The sequence below is a fragment of the Uliginosibacterium paludis genome (assembly GCF_039631355.1).
GTDB lineage: Bacteria > Pseudomonadota > Gammaproteobacteria > Burkholderiales > Rhodocyclaceae > Uliginosibacterium > Uliginosibacterium paludis.
Window position 1 is genome coordinate 1 of record NZ_JBDIVF010000016.1, and the last position, 16,630, is coordinate 16,630.

Annotated in this window: 14 protein-coding genes; 7 read left to right on the top strand and 7 right to left on the bottom strand. The window is 66.3% G+C overall.

Going from position 1 to position 16,630, the window contains the following annotated elements:
- Positions 1-410 precede the first annotated feature (410 nt).
- The 6 genes from ABDB87_RS19660 (at position 411) to ABDB87_RS19685 (ending at position 6,967) form a co-directional block, all read left to right on the top strand.
- Positions 411-1,121 carry an SDR family oxidoreductase gene (locus ABDB87_RS19660; RefSeq protein ID WP_345930283.1) on the top strand — a complete coding sequence of 237 codons (711 nt, stop codon included), beginning with the start codon at positions 411-413 and terminating at the stop codon, positions 1,119-1,121.
- Positions 1,118-2,215 (top strand): alkene reductase, encoded by a 1,098-nt coding sequence (locus ABDB87_RS19665; RefSeq protein ID WP_345930285.1) that lies wholly within the window; start codon positions 1,118-1,120, stop codon positions 2,213-2,215. Before ABDB87_RS19660 ends, ABDB87_RS19665 begins: the two co-directional genes overlap by 4 nt.
- A gap of 18 nt (positions 2,216-2,233) precedes the next feature.
- A complete protein-coding gene (locus ABDB87_RS19670; RefSeq protein ID WP_345930287.1) occupies positions 2,234-3,247 on the top strand; it encodes a zinc-binding alcohol dehydrogenase family protein in 1,014 nt (337 codons plus the stop codon).
- Positions 3,248-3,788: 541 nt separating this feature from the next.
- Positions 3,789-4,106, top strand: coding sequence for a N(2)-fixation sustaining protein CowN (cowN, locus tag ABDB87_RS19675; protein ID WP_345930289.1), 318 nt, complete (start codon positions 3,789-3,791; stop codon positions 4,104-4,106).
- A gap of 249 nt (positions 4,107-4,355) precedes the next feature.
- Complete coding sequence (locus tag ABDB87_RS19680) at positions 4,356-5,831, top strand: efflux transporter outer membrane subunit (RefSeq protein ID WP_345930291.1); 1,476 nt, start codon at positions 4,356-4,358, stop codon at positions 5,829-5,831.
- A complete protein-coding gene (locus tag ABDB87_RS19685) occupies positions 5,828-6,967 on the top strand; it encodes an efflux RND transporter periplasmic adaptor subunit (protein WP_345930293.1) in 1,140 nt (379 codons plus the stop codon). The genes ABDB87_RS19680 and ABDB87_RS19685 overlap by 4 nt, the downstream gene beginning before the upstream one ends.
- 11 nt (positions 6,968-6,978) lie before the next feature.
- Here the strand turns inward: ABDB87_RS19685 and ABDB87_RS19690 are convergent, their stop codons facing one another.
- From ABDB87_RS19690 to bglB, 4 genes are all read right to left on the bottom strand, one after another.
- Positions 6,979-7,641: a Crp/Fnr family transcriptional regulator gene (locus ABDB87_RS19690; protein ID WP_345930295.1), complete on the bottom strand. Its 663-nt coding sequence runs from the start codon at positions 7,639-7,641 to the stop codon at positions 6,979-6,981.
- Between the two features lie 81 nt (positions 7,642-7,722).
- On the bottom strand, positions 7,723-8,550 hold the full coding sequence (locus ABDB87_RS19695; protein WP_345930297.1) for a helix-turn-helix domain-containing protein: 828 nt from the start codon (positions 8,548-8,550) through the stop codon (positions 7,723-7,725).
- Positions 8,551-8,647: 97 nt separating this feature from the next.
- Positions 8,648-10,267, bottom strand: coding sequence for an MFS transporter (locus ABDB87_RS19700; protein ID WP_345930299.1), 1,620 nt, complete (start codon positions 10,265-10,267; stop codon positions 8,648-8,650).
- Positions 10,268-10,299: 32 nt separating this feature from the next.
- Positions 10,300-11,415 carry a beta-galactosidase BglB gene (gene bglB / locus ABDB87_RS19705; protein WP_345930301.1) on the bottom strand — a complete coding sequence of 372 codons (1,116 nt, stop codon included), beginning with the start codon at positions 11,413-11,415 and terminating at the stop codon, positions 10,300-10,302.
- Between the two features lie 208 nt (positions 11,416-11,623).
- Here bglB and ABDB87_RS19710 point away from each other — a divergent pair, with 208 nt between their 5' ends.
- Positions 11,624-11,884, top strand: coding sequence for a SemiSWEET transporter (locus tag ABDB87_RS19710; RefSeq protein WP_345930302.1), 261 nt, complete (start codon positions 11,624-11,626; stop codon positions 11,882-11,884).
- Between the two features lie 49 nt (positions 11,885-11,933).
- Here the strand turns inward: ABDB87_RS19710 and ABDB87_RS19715 are convergent, their stop codons facing one another.
- The 3 genes from ABDB87_RS19715 to ABDB87_RS19725 form a co-directional block, all read right to left on the bottom strand.
- The gene (locus ABDB87_RS19715; RefSeq protein ID WP_345930304.1) at positions 11,934-12,923 is read right to left on the bottom strand and encodes a glycosyl hydrolase; all 990 of its coding nucleotides are present in this window, start codon (positions 12,921-12,923) and stop codon (positions 11,934-11,936) included.
- 53 nt (positions 12,924-12,976) lie between these two features.
- Positions 12,977-15,358: a di-heme oxidoreductase family protein gene (locus ABDB87_RS19720; RefSeq protein WP_345930306.1), complete on the bottom strand. Its 2,382-nt coding sequence runs from the start codon at positions 15,356-15,358 to the stop codon at positions 12,977-12,979.
- 267 nt (positions 15,359-15,625) lie between these two features.
- A complete protein-coding gene (locus tag ABDB87_RS19725) occupies positions 15,626-16,561 on the bottom strand; it encodes a LysR family transcriptional regulator (RefSeq protein ID WP_345930308.1) in 936 nt (311 codons plus the stop codon).
- Between the last annotated feature and the right edge of the window lie 69 nt (positions 16,562-16,630).

Here is a 16,630-nt window from a genome sequence, read left to right on the forward strand (position 1 = left end):
TCGGGAGTCGGGAGTCGGGAGTCGGGAGTCGGGAGTCGGGAGTCGGGAGTCGGGAGTCGGGAGTCGGGAGTCGGGAGCAGTGTGTTGTGCTTTCTGTGCGACGCAAGCCCGTTTTGTGCGTCGCATCCGCCTGACGCTCGACCCCGTTCGTGCTGAGGTATCGAAGCATGAGCGGGCGCCCGAATGTCGCTCGCAGGGTGGCGTGCAAACTCCACCACCCCGACCGCAGGCTCGGCACAGAGCCAAACAACCGGTCCGGTTTGCACCACACCCCAAGAATCAGGCCGGATCTGAGCACTCCCCACCCAACATTCAAACAAAATTTGAAAATCGCTTCAATTCTGCGCTTGTTTTTCAGAATCCGGAATGCGCGGATCATGGCCTCACTGCAACCCCGCCGGAGCCCGCTCATGAGCCCTTCCCCCCTGCAAGACCAGATCGTCCTCGTCGTCGGCGCCGGCAGCGGCATCGGTGCCGCCGTGGCGCGTGAAGCCCTGCGCCGCGGCGCCCGGGTGATCGCCGCCGGACGCCATGCCGAACGCCTGCACCTGCTTACCGGCGCGCATCCGCTGGTGATGGACATCAGCGATGAAGCCAGCATCCGTGAGGCGCTGGCGCAGATCCCGCGCATCGATCATCTGGTGATCACCGCCGGCCCGGCCGTGGGTTCACCGAAGATTGCGGAGGCCGACATCGCCGTCGCGCAGGCCGCGTTCGAAGTGAAGTTCTGGGGTGCGCTGCGGCTCATCCAGCTGGCCTTGCCGAGGCTCACCGAGACCGGCTCGATCACCCTCACCAGCGGCGTGCTTTCGCGAAAGTTCGTGCCCGGCGGCTTCATCAAGTCCACCCTCAACGCCGCACTCGAAGCACTGGTCAGGAACCTCGCGAAGGAGATCGCGCCGCGCCGTGCGAACGCCGTGAGCCCCGGCGTGACGGCCACCGAAGCCTATGCCGGCATGGCCGGCGAAGAGCGCGAGGCGATGTTCAGGCGGGTGGCGCAAAGCCTGCCCGCAGGGCGCGTCGGCAGCGCCGAAGACCTCGCCCAGGCCTACCTTCTCGCCATGGAAAACGAGTTCATGACCGGCAGCATCATCGACGTCGAAGGAGGCGCCCTGCTATGAACCAGACGCTGTTCACCCCGCATCATGCCGGCAGCCTGAGCCTGCCCAACCGCGTCGTGATGGCACCGATGACCCGCGCCCGCGCAAGAGAACCGGGCGACGTGCCGGCGGCCGTGATGGCGACCTACTACGCGCAGCGCGCCTCGGCCGGGCTGATCGTCAGCGAGGCCATCCAGATTTCGCCGCAGGGCAAGGGCTATTCCTTCACACCGGGCCTCTACAGCGGTGCGCAAGTGCGCGCCTGGCGCGGCATCACCGAAGCCGTGCATGCCGCCGGCGGCCGCATCGTGGCCCAGCTCTGGCATGTGGGCCGCATGTCGCATCCGGATTTTCATGGCGGCGAGCTGCCGGTCGCGCCCTCCGCGATCAGCCCCGAAGCCAGCATCTGGAAATGGAATCCAGCCAAGAATGCCGGTGAAATGGTCGCCTGCCCGGTGCCCCGCGCGCTCGAACATGACGAGATCGCCGACATCATCGAGGACTACCGGCGTGCCGCCGCGAACGCGCTGGCCGCAGGTTTCGACGGCGTGGAGATCCACGGCGCGAATGGCTATCTGATCGACCAGTTCCTGCGCAGCACCTCGAACCAGCGCACGGACGAATACGGCGGCAGCCGCGAAAACCGCCTGCGCTTCCTGCGTGAAGTGATGACCGCCGTCGCCGAAGAAGCCGGCGCGCTCCGCACCGGCCTGCGGCTGGCGCCCTTCCTCACTGCGCGTGGCATGAGCTGCCCCGACATCCTGCCGACCATCCTGGATGCGGCGAGCTTCGCGAACAGCGCCGGCCTCGCCTATCTTCATCTGGTCGAAGCCGACTGGGACGACGCACCGGTCTTCAGCGAAGACTTCCGCCGCGCCCTGCGTGCGCGCTTTGGCGGCAGCCTGATCTATGCCGGCCAGTACGACCTCGCCAAGGCGCGGCAGATGCTGGGCGCGGGCCTGGCGGATCTGATCGCCTTCGGCCGCCCCTTCATTGCCAATCCGGATCTGCCGCAACGACTCGCCGCCGCGGCCCCGCTGGCCAGCCCCGATCCGGCCACGCTCTTCGGCGGCGACGCCCGTGGCCTCACCGATTACCCTGCACTCACCGCCTGAACCTCAAGGAGACTCCGAATGAAAGCCGTTGCCTACCGCAAATCCCTTCCCGTCAGCGATGAAGCCTCGCTGCTGGACATCGAACTGCCCACCCCGACGCCCGGCCCGCGCGACCTGCTGGTCGAAGTCAGCGCCATCGCGGTGAATCCGGTCGACACCAAGATCCGCCGCAATGTGGCCCCGCCCGAAGGCGAAGCCAAGGTCATCGGCTGGGATGCCGTCGGCATCGTGCGGGCGGTGGGCAGCGAGGTGAATCTGTTCAAGGCCGGCGACCGTGTCTGGTACGCCGGTTCGCTGACCCGTCCGGGCGCCAACAGCGAGCTGCATCTGGTCGACGAGCGCATCGTCGGCCATGCCCCGCAAAGTCTGCCGGACGCCCAGGCCGCCGCCCTGCCGCTGACCACGCTCACCGCCTGGGAGCTGCTCTTCGACCGCCTCGGCGTCGCACCGGGCAAGACGCCGGGTGGCGCAATCCTGATCGTGGGTGCTGCCGGCGGCGTGGGCTCCATCCTGGTCCAGCTCGCCGCACGCCTGACCGGTCTCACCGTGATCGGCACCGCCTCGCGGCCGGAAACCGTGCAATGGGTCAGAACGCTCGGCGCCCATCATGTGATCGACCACACCCTGCCACTGTCTCAGGAGCTCGCCCGCATCGGCGTACCGCAGGTGAAATACGTGGCGGCGCTGAACCAGACCGATCGCCACTATGACGAAATCATTGCCAGCCTGGCCCCGCAGGGCAAGCTCGCCCTGATCGACGATCCGGCCGGGCTGGACGTGCTCAAACTCAAGCGCAAGTCGATCTCGCTGCACTGGGAGTTCATGTACACCCGCTCGATGTTCGAAACCCCCGACATGATCGCCCAGCACCGCATCCTCGGCGAGGTCGCAGCCCTGGTGGATGCCGGCGTCATCCGCACCACGCTCGGCGAACACTTCGGCCGCATCAACGCCGCAAACCTGCGCCGCGCCCACGCCCTGCTCGAGTCGAACAGCGCACGCGGCAAGATCGTGCTGGAGGGGTGGGACTGAGTGCTGGGTGCTGGGTGCTGGGTGCTGGGTGCTGAATGTCGCGCCCTTCGCCTCTCGCAGGGCGCCCTGAGCGAAGCGAAGCGCGCCGAAGCAGCCCTGTCTCGCAAGCCGGCCTTCCGCACCCGCCACAAAGCACAGCAAGGCAACACCTGCTGCATGCCGTTGAAGTCAGACGGCGCAGTTCGCTGCGCTCAATGCGCCCTACGTGCCGGGTGCCGGATGCTGAATGTCGCGCCCTTCGCCTCTCGTAGGGCGCCCTGAGCGAAGCGAAGCGCGCCGAAGCAGTCCCGCCTCGCAGGCCAGCCTTCTAAGCCCGCCGCAAAGCACGCAAGGCAACACCTGCTGCGTGCCGTTGAAGGCAGACGGCGCAGTTCGCTGCGCTCAGTGCACCCTACGTGCGGGGAGCCGAGTGCGCAGGATGATGCCGGTTTTCTACGGAGCGGGAAGGCTGCGGGCGTCTTTCCGCCACTGTCGCCCAGCCGACAGTCCACCCCGCCGAAATACGGCAGCATGGGGCATCGATCCTTCCGGAGTGAATGCCATGAGCTGCCCCTGCGAAAACAAGCCTGCCGTGCCGGGTGAAGACAAGCCCGACCGCTATGTGAGCTTCATCGGTCTCGATTGCGATGCCAAGGCGACGCGGCTGATGGGCTACATCCGCCACTACATCGACCAGCCCGAGCACACCAATGCCTTCTGGGAGTACTTCAAGCAGAAGGCGGCCGGCGAGAAGGGGCCGCAGCCGGACGACCTCTTCCTGGTGCATTGCCACCTGAACCAGATCCGCGAGCTCTTCGAGCATCATCAGGATGCCGAGGCGCTCGCCTTTCTCGACAAGGTCGAGCAGGAGTGCTGCTGACGCGGCATGGCGCGGCACAACACACTGACACCTTTTGACCCGCGCACGGCCGGCTGCCGCACAGGGCCGGCCGTGCGCGGTGCGCCCGTCCCGGGCAGGCCACGGCGGACCGGGCCTGCTGCGCCGGATCAGGCCGCCGGCCGGGCGGGACCGGCTTGACACCGGGCCGCCGGCATCGCATCTTGCCTGTCTGCGGATGGCTGGCGGCCGCTTGTCGCTGCCTGTCCGCACGGAAGAAAAGGATCAGGAATGTCGAGTCGTATCGCGCGCCATCCCGCATGGAGCGCGCTCCTTGTTGCAGCGGCCCTCTCGGGCTGCAAGACGGTGGGGCCGGATTACAAGGCCCCGACGCTGGGCGAGACCGATGTGCCCGCGAAGTGGACTTCGCCGGTCGACGCCGCCGGCGCGCCCGGCGCCCGGGCGCCCGCACAGAAATGGTGGGCAGAGCTCTCCGACCCGGCGCTGGACCAGCTGGTCGAAACCTCTTTCAGCACCAGCCCCAGCCTCGAAATTGCCGTCGCGCGGCTGAAGGAATCACGCTCCCTTCACCAGCAGGCCAATGGCGAAGGCCAGCCGGTCGTGAGCGGCTCGGGCGGCAGCAAGCGCGCCGGAGGAGACAGCAGCGCGCCGGCCACCAATTCCTGGTTCTCGCTGAATTCCTCCTGGGAGCTGGATCTGTTCGGCGCGGTGCAGCGCGGCAAGGAAGCCGCCGCGGCGCGCGAGGAAGCCCGGCTCGCCACCCTGGCCGATGCCCGGGTCAGCCTGGCGGCCGATGTGGCGGATGCCTATCTGAGCTATCGCGCCTGCCAGTCGCATGTGGCGCTCAGCGAAGCTGATGTGGCCTCGCGCGAATCCACCCGCAAGCTCACCGCCGACAGCGTCGCGGTGGGCTTCACCGCGCCTTATGAAGCGGTGCGCAGCACCGCCTCGGTAGCCGAGGCGCGCACCAGTCTGGCAGCCAGCAAGGCCGAATGCCAGCAGCTGGAAAACCTCATCACCCGGCTCACCGGCATCGGTCGCCCGGGGCTGATGAAGCTTCTCGCCGAAGCGCCCACCGGGCTCGATCGCCTGCCGGTTCCGCGCCGCTTCGATGTGGCGATTCCGAGCCAGGCCCTGATGCAGCGGCCCGATGTGCGCGCCGCCGAGCGCAGCCTGGCCGCCGCCTCGGCCGACATCGGCGTGGCCGAGGCCGACCGCTATCCGCGCCTGAGCTTCAACGGCGCACTCGGCTACTCCGCCACCAGCGGCACCGGCAGCGGCTTGCTCTCTTTCGGCGACTGGTCCTTCGGCCCTTCGCTGAGCCTGCCGATCTTCGACTCCGGCCGTCGCAGCGCGGCCGTACAGGCAGCCCGCGCCCGCTATGACGAGGCCTACGCCGAGTTCAAGGCGGTGGCGCGCAGCGCGATCCAGGAAGTGGAAGACGCGCTCACCCGCTATGCCGCCGCGCATGAGCGTGCCGAGAGCGCGCGGGTGGCCTCCGCCCAGTATCAGCAGTATTTCAGCGTGGTCGACGAGCGTTACCGCCAGGGCGCGAGCAATCTGCTCGAGCTCGAGAACGCCCGTCGCGCCATGCTCGACGCACGCCAGACCCTGCTCGGCGTCCAGAAGGAACGCCTGCAGGCCTGGATCACGCTCAACCGGGCCACCGGCGGCGCCGCGCAGTATGAGGCCGCACGGCCCGCGACCCCGCCCGCCCTCTCCGCCCAGGCTGCCGTCCGCCCATGAAGTACCAACTCCTGCCCGCCCTCTCCTATCTCGGCCTCGTGATCGCGGTCGGCGCAAGCGCCTGGGGCTCAACGCCCGCCCGTGGCGACACGCCGCCCGCCACGGCCTCGGCACCGGCGCCCACGCCGCCGGTCACGAGCCAGTCGAGCACGACCGAGACGCCGGTCATCCGCGAAGTGAGCCTGATCAGCCCCAAGTCGGAAACCTGGCCGGAGCCTGTCGAAGTGCATGGCAATGTCATGCCCTGGCAGGAGATGCGGATCAACACCGAAACCGGCGGGCTGCGCCTGCTGAGCGTGCTGGTTGACACCGGTGACCGGGTCGAGAAAGGCCAGCCGCTGGCGGTGCTGGATACCGCCAGCCTCGAAACCGAACTCGAAGCCGTCAACGCCCAGCTGATGGAGGCCCAGGCCACCCTGACCCAGGCCGAAGCCACGCTGGACCGCGCCAAGCGCCTGGCGCCCTCGGGCGGTGTGAGCCAGCAGGAACTGGCCCAGTTCGACACCCAGAAGCAGACCGCCGCGGCGCGCCTCGCGGTGGCCCAGGTGCGGCTCAAGGCCCAGCAGCGCAAGCTCGACGCCACCCGCCTGCTGGCGCCGGACGACGGCCTGATCTCGGCCCGTGCGGCCGAGGAAGGCGACATCGTGGGTGCCGGCAGCGAGCTGTTCCGGCTGATCCGCGACGGCCGTCTGGAGTGGCGCGCCGAAGTGCCCGGCGACATCCTGCTGAAACTCGCGCCCGGCCAGGAAGCCACGATCAGCAGCCCGCTCGGTGACGAGGTCCGCGGCGTCATCCGCAAGCTCTCGCCGACCATCGACCTGAGAACCCGCAAGGGGCTGGTCTATGTCGATCTGCCCGCCGGCACGCCTTTCAAGGCCGGCCTCAGCGTGGGCGGCACGATCACCCTGCAGACGCGCGCGCTCGCCCTGCCCGCCAGCGCCATCCAGAATGACGGTGACATCGACCGGGTATTCACCGTCACGGCGGACAACCGGCTCCAGGCCGTGAAAGTGAAGCTTGGCCGCAGCCAGGATGACCGTCGCGAAATCGTCTCCGGCCTCACGCCGCGCGCCAAGGTGGTGGCCGGCGATGTGAGCGGCCTCAAGGCCGGCATGCAGGTCAGCCTGCGCAAGTAAGCCGGCAGCATTCAGGCGGCTTCGGCCGCCTCGCCCTCCTGCCAGCGCCGCAATACCTCGGGCTGCAGGATCACCAGCTGATGGCGCGCCGGGCGGCTGATGAGCCCCTCGCGCTCCATCCGCTTGAGCAGGCTCGACACCGTCTGCCGCGTGGCCCCCAGGAGCTGCGCGATTTCGCCGGCCGACAGATCGAGCGTGACCTGCACCCCCTGCGGCACCCGGCTGCCCTGCCGCGCCGCCACGAGCAGGAAGCGCGCGAGGCGGCCCGCCACATCACGGAACGCCAGATCCTCGATCAGCGCGATGCTGTGGTCGAGAATGCGGCCCAGCACCGGCATGATCAGTCCCAGCATGCCGGGCTCGTTGCCCATGCTGCGGGCGAATTCGGCCGTCGGCATCGACAGCAGCTCGCACTCCCGCTCGCAGCGCAGATAGGCGCCGGTGTGCGTACTGAAGAGCTCGCCCGGCACCAGGTAGGCGAGTGTCAGCTCCTTGTCTTCATTCGCGACAAACACGCGGATCCGCCCCTCGCGCAGCATCAGGATGCGGTCGGGCTTCGCACGCGGCGCGCTGACCAGAAAACCGGCTGGCAGGCGTTGCCGCGCAAAGCGTGCGAGCAGGGGCTCGGGCATCGCGGCAGCCAGGCGGTGGGCGGCAGAAGGATTGGGACTCATGGCGCAAACGCGACAAGACGGGATTCGACCCTGCTTTCAAGCAAGGAGCGCGCCTTGCCCCCGGATCGTGCCTGCGCCGGCTCAGCCGTGACGGCTGCGCATCTGCTTGCGGTATTGCAGCGGCGAGCAGCCGAACTCGCGATGGAAGCGGCTCGAAAAATAGTTGGAATCGTTGAAGCCGCAGGCAAAGGCGATGTCGGTCACGCTCTGCTCGCTGCGCGCGAGCATGCGCATGGCATTGCACAGCCGCACCCGGCCAAGATAGGCTGCCGGCGCGAGGCCGGTCGCGTCCTGCATGCGCCGCTGCAAGGTGCGCAGCGGAATACGGAATCGCGCGGCCAGCGCCTCGAAATCGATGTCACCGGCCATGTGCTCGTCCAGATGACGGATCAGCGCGGCGAGGCGGCTGTCGCCATCGGCGCGGTCGAGCTGGCGGCGATGCTCGCGCCAGAGCAGGATCACCAGCTGCGAGAAGAGCGCTTCCACCATGCGGTCAGCCCCCGGCGCCCGGCTCGCGTTCTCGGCGCTGATCTGGGCGAACAGCCGCTCGCAGCATTCGATGGCCGCCGGGCTCACGTTCAGCGGCAGGGTATCGAGCTCGGGCGCATCCGGCAGATAGGTCAGCATCTGGGCGGTCTGCAACTGCTCGGGCGCGAACACCACATTGGTCAGGCACAGGTCGGCCGACTGCTCGAAGGCATGCGCCTGGCCGGCACGCAGGTAGAAGACCGAACCCTTGCCGATGTGGAAGGGCTGGCCATTGACGTAATGCAGACCGCATCCCGAGCGCACCATCACCAGCTCGTCGAAATCATGGCTGTGCTCGGGAAAATCCGGCTGGGGCGTGCGCGGCAGCACCGAGATCGGATTGCCGCCATCGAGATATTCGGTGCGTTTCAGGGTATCCATGCGACTGCCTCCTCGCCGGGGCCGGCGACGGCCAGAGAGCTTGCCCCGAAGGGCGCAATCTAGCCGTCACCGCCGGTGGTGGGGCCTAGGACAAACCCTAGGCAGGCGAGCCTGCCCGGCGTACCTCGGCGACCGGCACTTCGGCGCCGGCACGGTAGCCCACCGTGTTGTTGCCCCACAGCTGCTCATAGCGCCAGCCGGAGAGCGCCTCGACGGTTTCCCGCGCAGCCTGCGAGGTCGGCGTGCGGCCGCCCTGCTTCAGATGCTCGATCTCGGCCATCAGCACCGCATGGCTCTGACGGGTCAGGCGGAAACGCAGCGAGATGACGAAGCCGGTCGCGAGGATGGCAACCGTGACATAGAGCATCACGTTGACGATGGTGGCGATGGTCTCCGGACTCTGTGCGGCCTGGCCCGAGACAAAGCCGGAAGCCTGCAGGATCAGGCCCACGATCATCACTGCGCCGGCCTGGGAGGCCTTGCGCACGAAGGTCATGACGCCGGCGAAGATGCCCTCGCGACGGCGGCCGGTGACGATCTGGTCGACGTCAGCCATGTAGTTGTAGGTATTCCACGGAATGTAGTTGAGGCCGCCGCGGCCGAGACCGGCGATGAGGGTCGGCACATACAGCAGCACACCGATGGCGGCCGGCATGTTCATGTAGAGCACGAAGTAGCCCACCACCGCGAGACCGAACAGGCTGACGGCGATGCGGTAGGCGGGGGCTGCGTTGATGCGCAGGCACAGCGGGATGAAGAGGCTGACCGCGATGAACTGCACGATCGCCATCACGCCGAGCAGATTGGAGGCATGTTTGGCATCGCTCGCCAGCGCGAACACCACGAAGTAGGTGAAGACCGCGTTGAAGGTGTCCTGGCTGATGTAGCCACCCAGATACATGCCCAGATGCTGGCGGAAGGCCCGGATGCGGAAGGTCGAGGAGAGGTCGACGACCAGCTTCTTCATGCTCTGGCCGAAGCCGAGCCGGGTGTCGTCCTCGTTCTCGATGATTTCTTCATAGGGCCGCTCCCAGGTGAAGGTGTAGAGCAGCGAGACGACGCACACGAAGATCGACGCGAAGATCAGGCCGGCATAGAAGAAGGTCATCGGCGAATCCTTGCCGAGCGCCTCGACGAGCCGCCCCGGCAGGAAGCCTGCGACGATCGCCGAGATCTGACCGGTCAGGATGCGCGCACCGGCGAACTTGGCCTTGACCTTGAAGTCGGGCGACATCTCGGCGGCCAGCGTTTCGTAAGGCACCAGCACCATGCTGTAGACGAGCTCGAAGAGCACGTAGCTGGCGAGGTAGTACCAGTAGCTCATGCCGCTGACCCAGATCAGCGCGTAGCACATGACCAGCGGGATCGCGATCATGATGAAGAACTTGCGCCGGCCGAATCGCCGACCGAGCCAGGTGCGGTGGAAGTTGTCCGAGATGTAGCCCATCAGGGGGCTGGCGATGGCATCAACGACCCGCGCCACCGCGAAGATCGATGTCGCCTCCACCGGCGAAAGCCCGCAGAAGGTGGTGTAGAAATACAGCAGCCAGGCTGCCATCAGAGCCATCGCCCCGGCCCCGAGGAAGTCATTGGAGCCGTATGCGATGTAGTTGATCAGTCTGATTTCACGCTTTGCCATGCTTGTCTCCTCCTGACCGTGCATGCCATTGGCATGGATTGAAGCCATGGCACGCCGGTCGGTCTGTTTATGGGTCATGCGTCGCGGCCGTGATGGGCCGCGCAATGCGCTCAGATGAAGTGGTTGAGGTACTCCGTCAGCGCGAGGATGGCCATCGACTGGCCATAGGGCATCGAGGTGAGCTTGATGTCGCGGTAGAACTGCAGATCCTTGCCCATCGCGGTACCGAATGACACCTGGGTGAGCTCGCCCTTCGCATCGATCCTGCCGATCACGCCTTCGATGGCCCTCACCGCGACCGGCAGGAATTCCGCCTTGTCGATGTAACGCTTGCGGATCGCCTTGAGCATGCCGAAGGCAAAGCCCGCGGTGGCAGAGGCCTCAAGGTAGGAGCCCTCGTCGTCGAGCAGGGTGTGCCAGAGGCCGCTGTCCTTGTCCTGCAGGCGGGCCAGCGCGCTCACCTGCGAGCGGAAGGTGTCGAGCAGGAATTCGCGCAGGTGGTCGCCCGGCGGCAGATCGAGCAGCTCGATGAATTCGGGAATCACGATGGTGATCCAGCTGTTGCCACGGGCCCACAGCGCACGCGCGAAATTGTGGCGGCCCTCGAAGCTCCAGCCGTGAAACCACAGCCCGCTCTTCGTATCGAAGAGGTACTTGATGTGGATGAGGAACTGGCGCTTCGCTTCCTCCACATAGTCTTGCCGGCCCAGCAGCAGGCCGATCTTGGCCAGCGGCAGCACCGACATCATCAGCGTGTCGTCCCACAGTTGCTGATGGTTGTCATTGTTGAAGACGATGTGCTGGAAGCCGTGGTCTTCAGTGCGCGGCATGTCGTGCATGACCCAGTCCGCCCACACTTCGAGATAGGGGCGGTAGCTGCTGTTGCCGCGGCGCTCGTAGAGATGGGCCAGCGTCAGCATCGCGGCCATGGTGTTGATGTTCTTGGTCGGCGTGCCGGCCTTGAAACGGTTGGCGAACCAGTCCTCGATGATGTTCAGGCAGCTCGCGTCGAGCGTCTGGTCGTAATAGCGGTAGAGCCCGTAGAGGCCCACGCCATGGGTCCATTCCCAGTCGTTCCAGCCCTTGGTGTCGATGATGCGGCCGTCATCGAGGCGGAGCAGGAACTCGCCGGTTTCATCCTTGATATTGACCAGGTTATCCACCAGCCGGGCGATGTAGCCATGCACCTCGGCGGGCTGGTATCGGTTCTTGTGGTCTGCTGCCATGTCGTGCCTTTCTCCTCTGGATTCCCTTGACGCCGGCGCTGCGCGGAGCAGCCCCTGATGACGACACGATAAGGGATCCGGCGGGCGCCGACCTTTGATCTGCTGCCAATCGTGAAAATTCGTGGCGGAAAAACGAAGGTGCGGAAAAGCCCCCCTCCGTAAGCTTCATGACCACGCGGTATCCGCACATCACACGACGCACAAGGCCATGTCCATTCCGCTTGTAGAACTTCTCGGCTATTTCGCCGCCTGCCTGACCACCATCTCCTTCCTGCCGCAAGCCCTGCTGATCTGGAAGCGTCGCTCGGCCGAGGGCGTATCGCTGGGCATGTACAGCGTGTTCGTCAGCGGCATCGGCTGCTGGCTGATCTATGGCTTCTTCATCAGCTCCTGGCCGCTGGTGGCCTCCAACACCGTGACCTTCCTGCTCTCCGGCATGATTCTGGTGATGAAGCTGCGCTTCGGCTGAAAAAAAACGGGCGCACGAGGCGCCCGTCAAGCCACTGGCGGCGCGCGGCCTACCAGGGGAGTGAGAGGTAATAGCTGCCCAGCTCGGTGAGCTGACCGTCTGCGCCGAGCAGGCTGGTGTAGTGCGTGTCAGTGCTCCAGCGGCCGGTGAACCAGGCGTAGCGGAACACGTCACTGCGGGCTTCAAGGGTTGCCACCATGTCGGCCATCTGGGCCTTCTGCCTGGCCACGCTGTCGATCGCGGCGGAGCCGTCACCGGTGTGCCAGTTGGCAAACTCGGTGACCCAGAATGGCTTGCCGTACTTCGCGAGCCGGTCGAGCTGGGCGGCAATCCCATAGTCATACCAGTGGAAGGCAAGGTAATCGATCTGCGGATCGCGGTTGCCGTTGGCGGCGCGGTAGGCAGCGTAGAAGGCATCCATCCACACCACCGGGTCGGCATAGCCGCTCATCGTGCCCCAGGTGATCGCCGGGCCCACGATCTTCACGCCGGTATGCGCGGCCACCGCTTCATAACCCGGCCACAGCGCTGCGGCCTGGGCCGGGGTGAGATTGGCCTGGTTGGTGAGGTTGGGCTCGTTCATCACCAGCATGTATTTCACCTGCGGGTTGGCGAGCAGCCAGGCCTCGACCGCGCTGGCGTCGAAATTGCCGTTCCACAGCATCGGGATGAAGTCCATCGCGTAGCGGCTGCGGTAATCGGCCGGCACGCTGCTGGCCGGCTTCGGGCTCCAGTTGTACCACCAGCTCACGCCGGGGGCGAGCACGCTCAGGTCGGCCGTGCTGGCAAGGTCGTAGGCGATGCCGCGCTTGGCGCTCTTCGTTACCACCCCCGCGCTGCTGCTCGACGCGCTGCTGGCGGCGGACGAACTGCTGCGGCTGGAGGCGACACTGCTCGCCACGCTGCTGCTCGCGCGACTTGATGCCGCACTGCTGGCAGACGTGGCCGGGCTCTCCGCCCCACCGCCGCCCCCTCCGCCGCCGCCACAGGCAGCGAGGACAAGGCTCAGCAGCAGCGCCGGGAGGATTCGTCTGGTCATGATCATGGCATCCGGTTTGAAGGCTGACCGGCGGACACCGGCCAGCCTGTCGGTCAGAGTGAGTTGAGGAAGGCGAGCAGCGCGTTGCGGTCTGCAGTGCTCAGGGCTTCGAACTTCTTGCGTGCCGCTTCCGCCTCGCCGCCGTGCCAGAGAACGGCTTCGGTGATCGTGCGGGCACGGCCGTCATGCAGATAGCGGGCCTTGTCGGCGCCGCCCTGCACCCATTGCAGCGACCCCAGGCCCCACAGCGGCGCGGTGCGCCACATGGCTGGCAGGGCCTTGCTTTCCGGCACGGTGTCGGCGAGATCAGCCCCCATGTCGTGCACCAGCAGATCGGTGTAGGGATGGATGGTCTGGTTGCGCAGCTCGGCGAAGGGATGCGTGTTGCCGGTTTTCAGTTCGGCCTTGTGGCAGCCGGTGCAGCCGCTGCTGGCGAAGAGTGCCGAGCCGCTGGCAATCGCCGCCGGATCCACATCATGCTCGGCCGGAACACGCATGCCATCCGGGTAACCGCTGCGCACGCTGCGCTGGGCCGGAACGCCCAGCAGCGAGAGATAGTGCGTGATGCGCTGCAGCTCGTTTTCGCTGAGTGCGGTCTTGAGCGGATTGGTGCGGCAATCGCTCGCGCCACGCTGGCAGCTCCATTTCGGATAGACCGTGCTGGTCACGCTCATGTCGTTGAGCATGGCTTCGGCGGCCTGCTCGCGGATGCTGGCCTTGCCGGCCTTCCAGCCGAAGCGGCCGATGCGGGGCTGACCGGTTTCGGGATCGGTGACGAAGTTCACCACGCCCTTGATGCCGTCACCATTCTTGTCGGTGGGGTCGGCCATCGCGAGGATGGTGGTTTCGGGCACGGCTTCGAGCAGGCCCATGCCGATCACCTGCGGCGCCTGGCGTACCGAGTACAGCGCCGGCACCGGCCCCTTGAAGGCATAGACGGGCTTTCGCAGCTCGACTTTGCTGCCGTCAGCCAGGGTGCGGGTCTGGGTGCTCCAGCTCGAGATGGTGACGTCATAGTCGTTCGCCGTCGTACTGCCCGTCACATGGTGCTGCACGTTGAAGCCGTAGTCGGGATGCGCGGTGCGCTTGCCGTCGACCGCCGCAGCGCCGGTTGCGACCACCATCATGTCCAGCGGCACGCCGACTTCGGGCGCGGCACCACGGCCATTATTCACATGGCAGGCGATGCAGCGCTCCTGGTTGTAGCGCGGGCCCTGCTGGCCGATGTGATCGGTGAAGACCGGGTTCGTCTTGTCATGCTCGGAATGCGTGCCGTCCTTGAAGGAGGTATGGAACAGCCGGCGGCCTTCGACGAAGCGCTGCACATTGCGGATGCCGACGTTGTTCGCGACCTGCTGGAACACGCGCATCGGCTCGTCGGCATAGTTGTAGGAAATGCTGGTCTCGCCGCCGAGCAGGGTAGCGTCCGGCAGCGGCTCGGAATCCAGGTTGGGTGCGATGCCATACCAGGGGCGCAGGCCCTTGCCCACCACATACAGCTGCTCCAGCGAGTAGTAACGGCTGCCGCCGCCATCGATGATGGCCTTGCCGTTCTTCTCCTGATATTTCGTTGCCTGCGAATAGATGCGGTTGCCGACCTGGATCGGCCGACCGGCCTTTTCCGGATCCTGGTTCATTTCCCAGCGCGCCAGACGCACGGCAGGTGCGAGCTCGATCTTGTCCCCCGCCTTCAGGGGGCTGTGCGGATCGGTGCGCCAGTTCGAGTCGAACTCGATCATGCAGTTCTCGCGCGGCTGATCCATGTGGCAGAACGGCAGCTTCTGGCCCGTCGGACTCAGCTCGGTCGGGTTGTTGAAGCCTGTGTTCATCGACCAGCCGTAGTCGCGCACTTCCGGATTCTGGATATTGCGGAAGAGGCTGAAAGTGGTGCCGTCGAAACTGCCACCGTTCGAATGCAGATAGATCTGGATCTTCTTGCCGCCCGCCGGAATGGTGTCGCGGATTTCCAGGCCCAGCGTGCGGTTCTGGAAGTAGAAAGTCGGAAAGGTGAAGTAGGCGCCCGGGCCCTTGTCGGCTTCGAACCAGCCTTCGCCGCGCTCGCGCGCATGGCGGTCGGTGGTGCGGAAACCCGCCAGCGTGACCAGGGTGCCGTCGGCCTCGGTGTATTGCAGTTGCTCCAGGATCTGCGTGCCGGCCGGAAACAGCGGCACATAGCCATCGGCCGTGACCGTCCCGGTACCAGGCACGCCTTCATTGAGCGTGACCGAGGAGCTGCTGGAGCTCACATAGACCGGCTCGCCATCCGCGCCGAGACTGCTGTTGGCCGAGCTGGACGCCGCGGCCGAGCTGGCGCTGCCGCCCGAGCCACCGCCACCTCCACCACCCCCGCCGCAGGCGGCCAGCGCCAGTACCGAGGCCAGGGCGGACATCCGCCACACGCTGCCCATCGTCCGCGCCCGGGTACGGGCTTTCAAGACTGCTTCCATTTCCGGCTCCCTGTTTGCGTCACATCCAGACGACGACCCGGCCTGGGCGCGGTCGCCTTTGTGCGGCGCAGTCTGGGACACGGCCGGAGAAAGTACGGAAACGAAACTGACCTGCGGGAATCGCCGGACGACAGACGTAAAACGGTTTAAAGGGCCTGTATTTTTACGTCATGACGTGACGAAATCCGTCACGCAAACAATGACTTGCAGAGGCAGTCAGGCCAGCCCGGACTCGAGCTGACTACAACTTAAGGCTTAGTCTCCAGGCAGGCTGCCGGTTTCCGGCAGCCTGCCCAGACGCGACTGCATCAGGCCCGCCAGCCAGTGCATGAAGACCTGCACACGACGCGGCAGATGGCGGCGATTGGCGTAGAGCAGGGAGATCGGCATCGGTGCCGGACGATGGGCAGGCAGGATTTCGACCAGCCGGCCGGCCGCAAGCTCCTCGCGCAGGCCGGCTTCGGGCCCCTGGATGATGCCCAGCCCAGCCAGACAGGCCTGCTTGTAGGTGTCGGTCGAATTCACCGTCAGCGCGCCGCCCATCTCGACGAAGCGCGTCTGGCCGTCCGCGTCCAGGTATTCGAATCCGCCGGAGCGCGAGCCGAGGCTGCCCACGTAATGCACCAGACGATGCGTGGCCAGCTCCGCCAGCGTCTCGGGCACTCCATGGCGCGCAAGATAGGCCGGGCTCGCGCAATTGATCATCCGGTACTGGCCGACCGGCCGGGCAATCAGCGACGAGTCGCTCAGACTGCCCACGCGCAGCACGCAATCGAAACCCTCGCGCACCAGATCGACCCGGCGGTCGGTCGATGACAGTTCGATCTCGAGACCGGGATGCGTCGCCAGAAAATCCGCCAGGGCGGGCAGCACCACATCGCGCGCCACCGCCTGCGGCATGTCGACCCGCAGACGGCCGCGCAGCTCGGCCGGGCCATCGCGGAAAAGCCCCTGCAGCTCGTCCATGTCGGCCAGCAGATCGCGGCTGCGTTCGAAGAAGACCTGGCCATCCTGCGTCATCTGCACCCGGCGCGTGGTGCGATGGAGCAGGCGCGTGCCGAGCAGCGCTTCAAGCTGCCGCACCGCGGCCGACACGCTCGCCTTGGGCAGGCCCAGCTGTTGCGCGGCAGCGGTAAAGCTCGTCAGCTCGGCCACGCGGGCATAGATCTGCATCGCTTCCAGGGTGTTCATGCGCCCCTCTTTTGTCCATTAATGACGAACAGTCTAATCACTAACGAATGATTTATCCCGGAATTCATC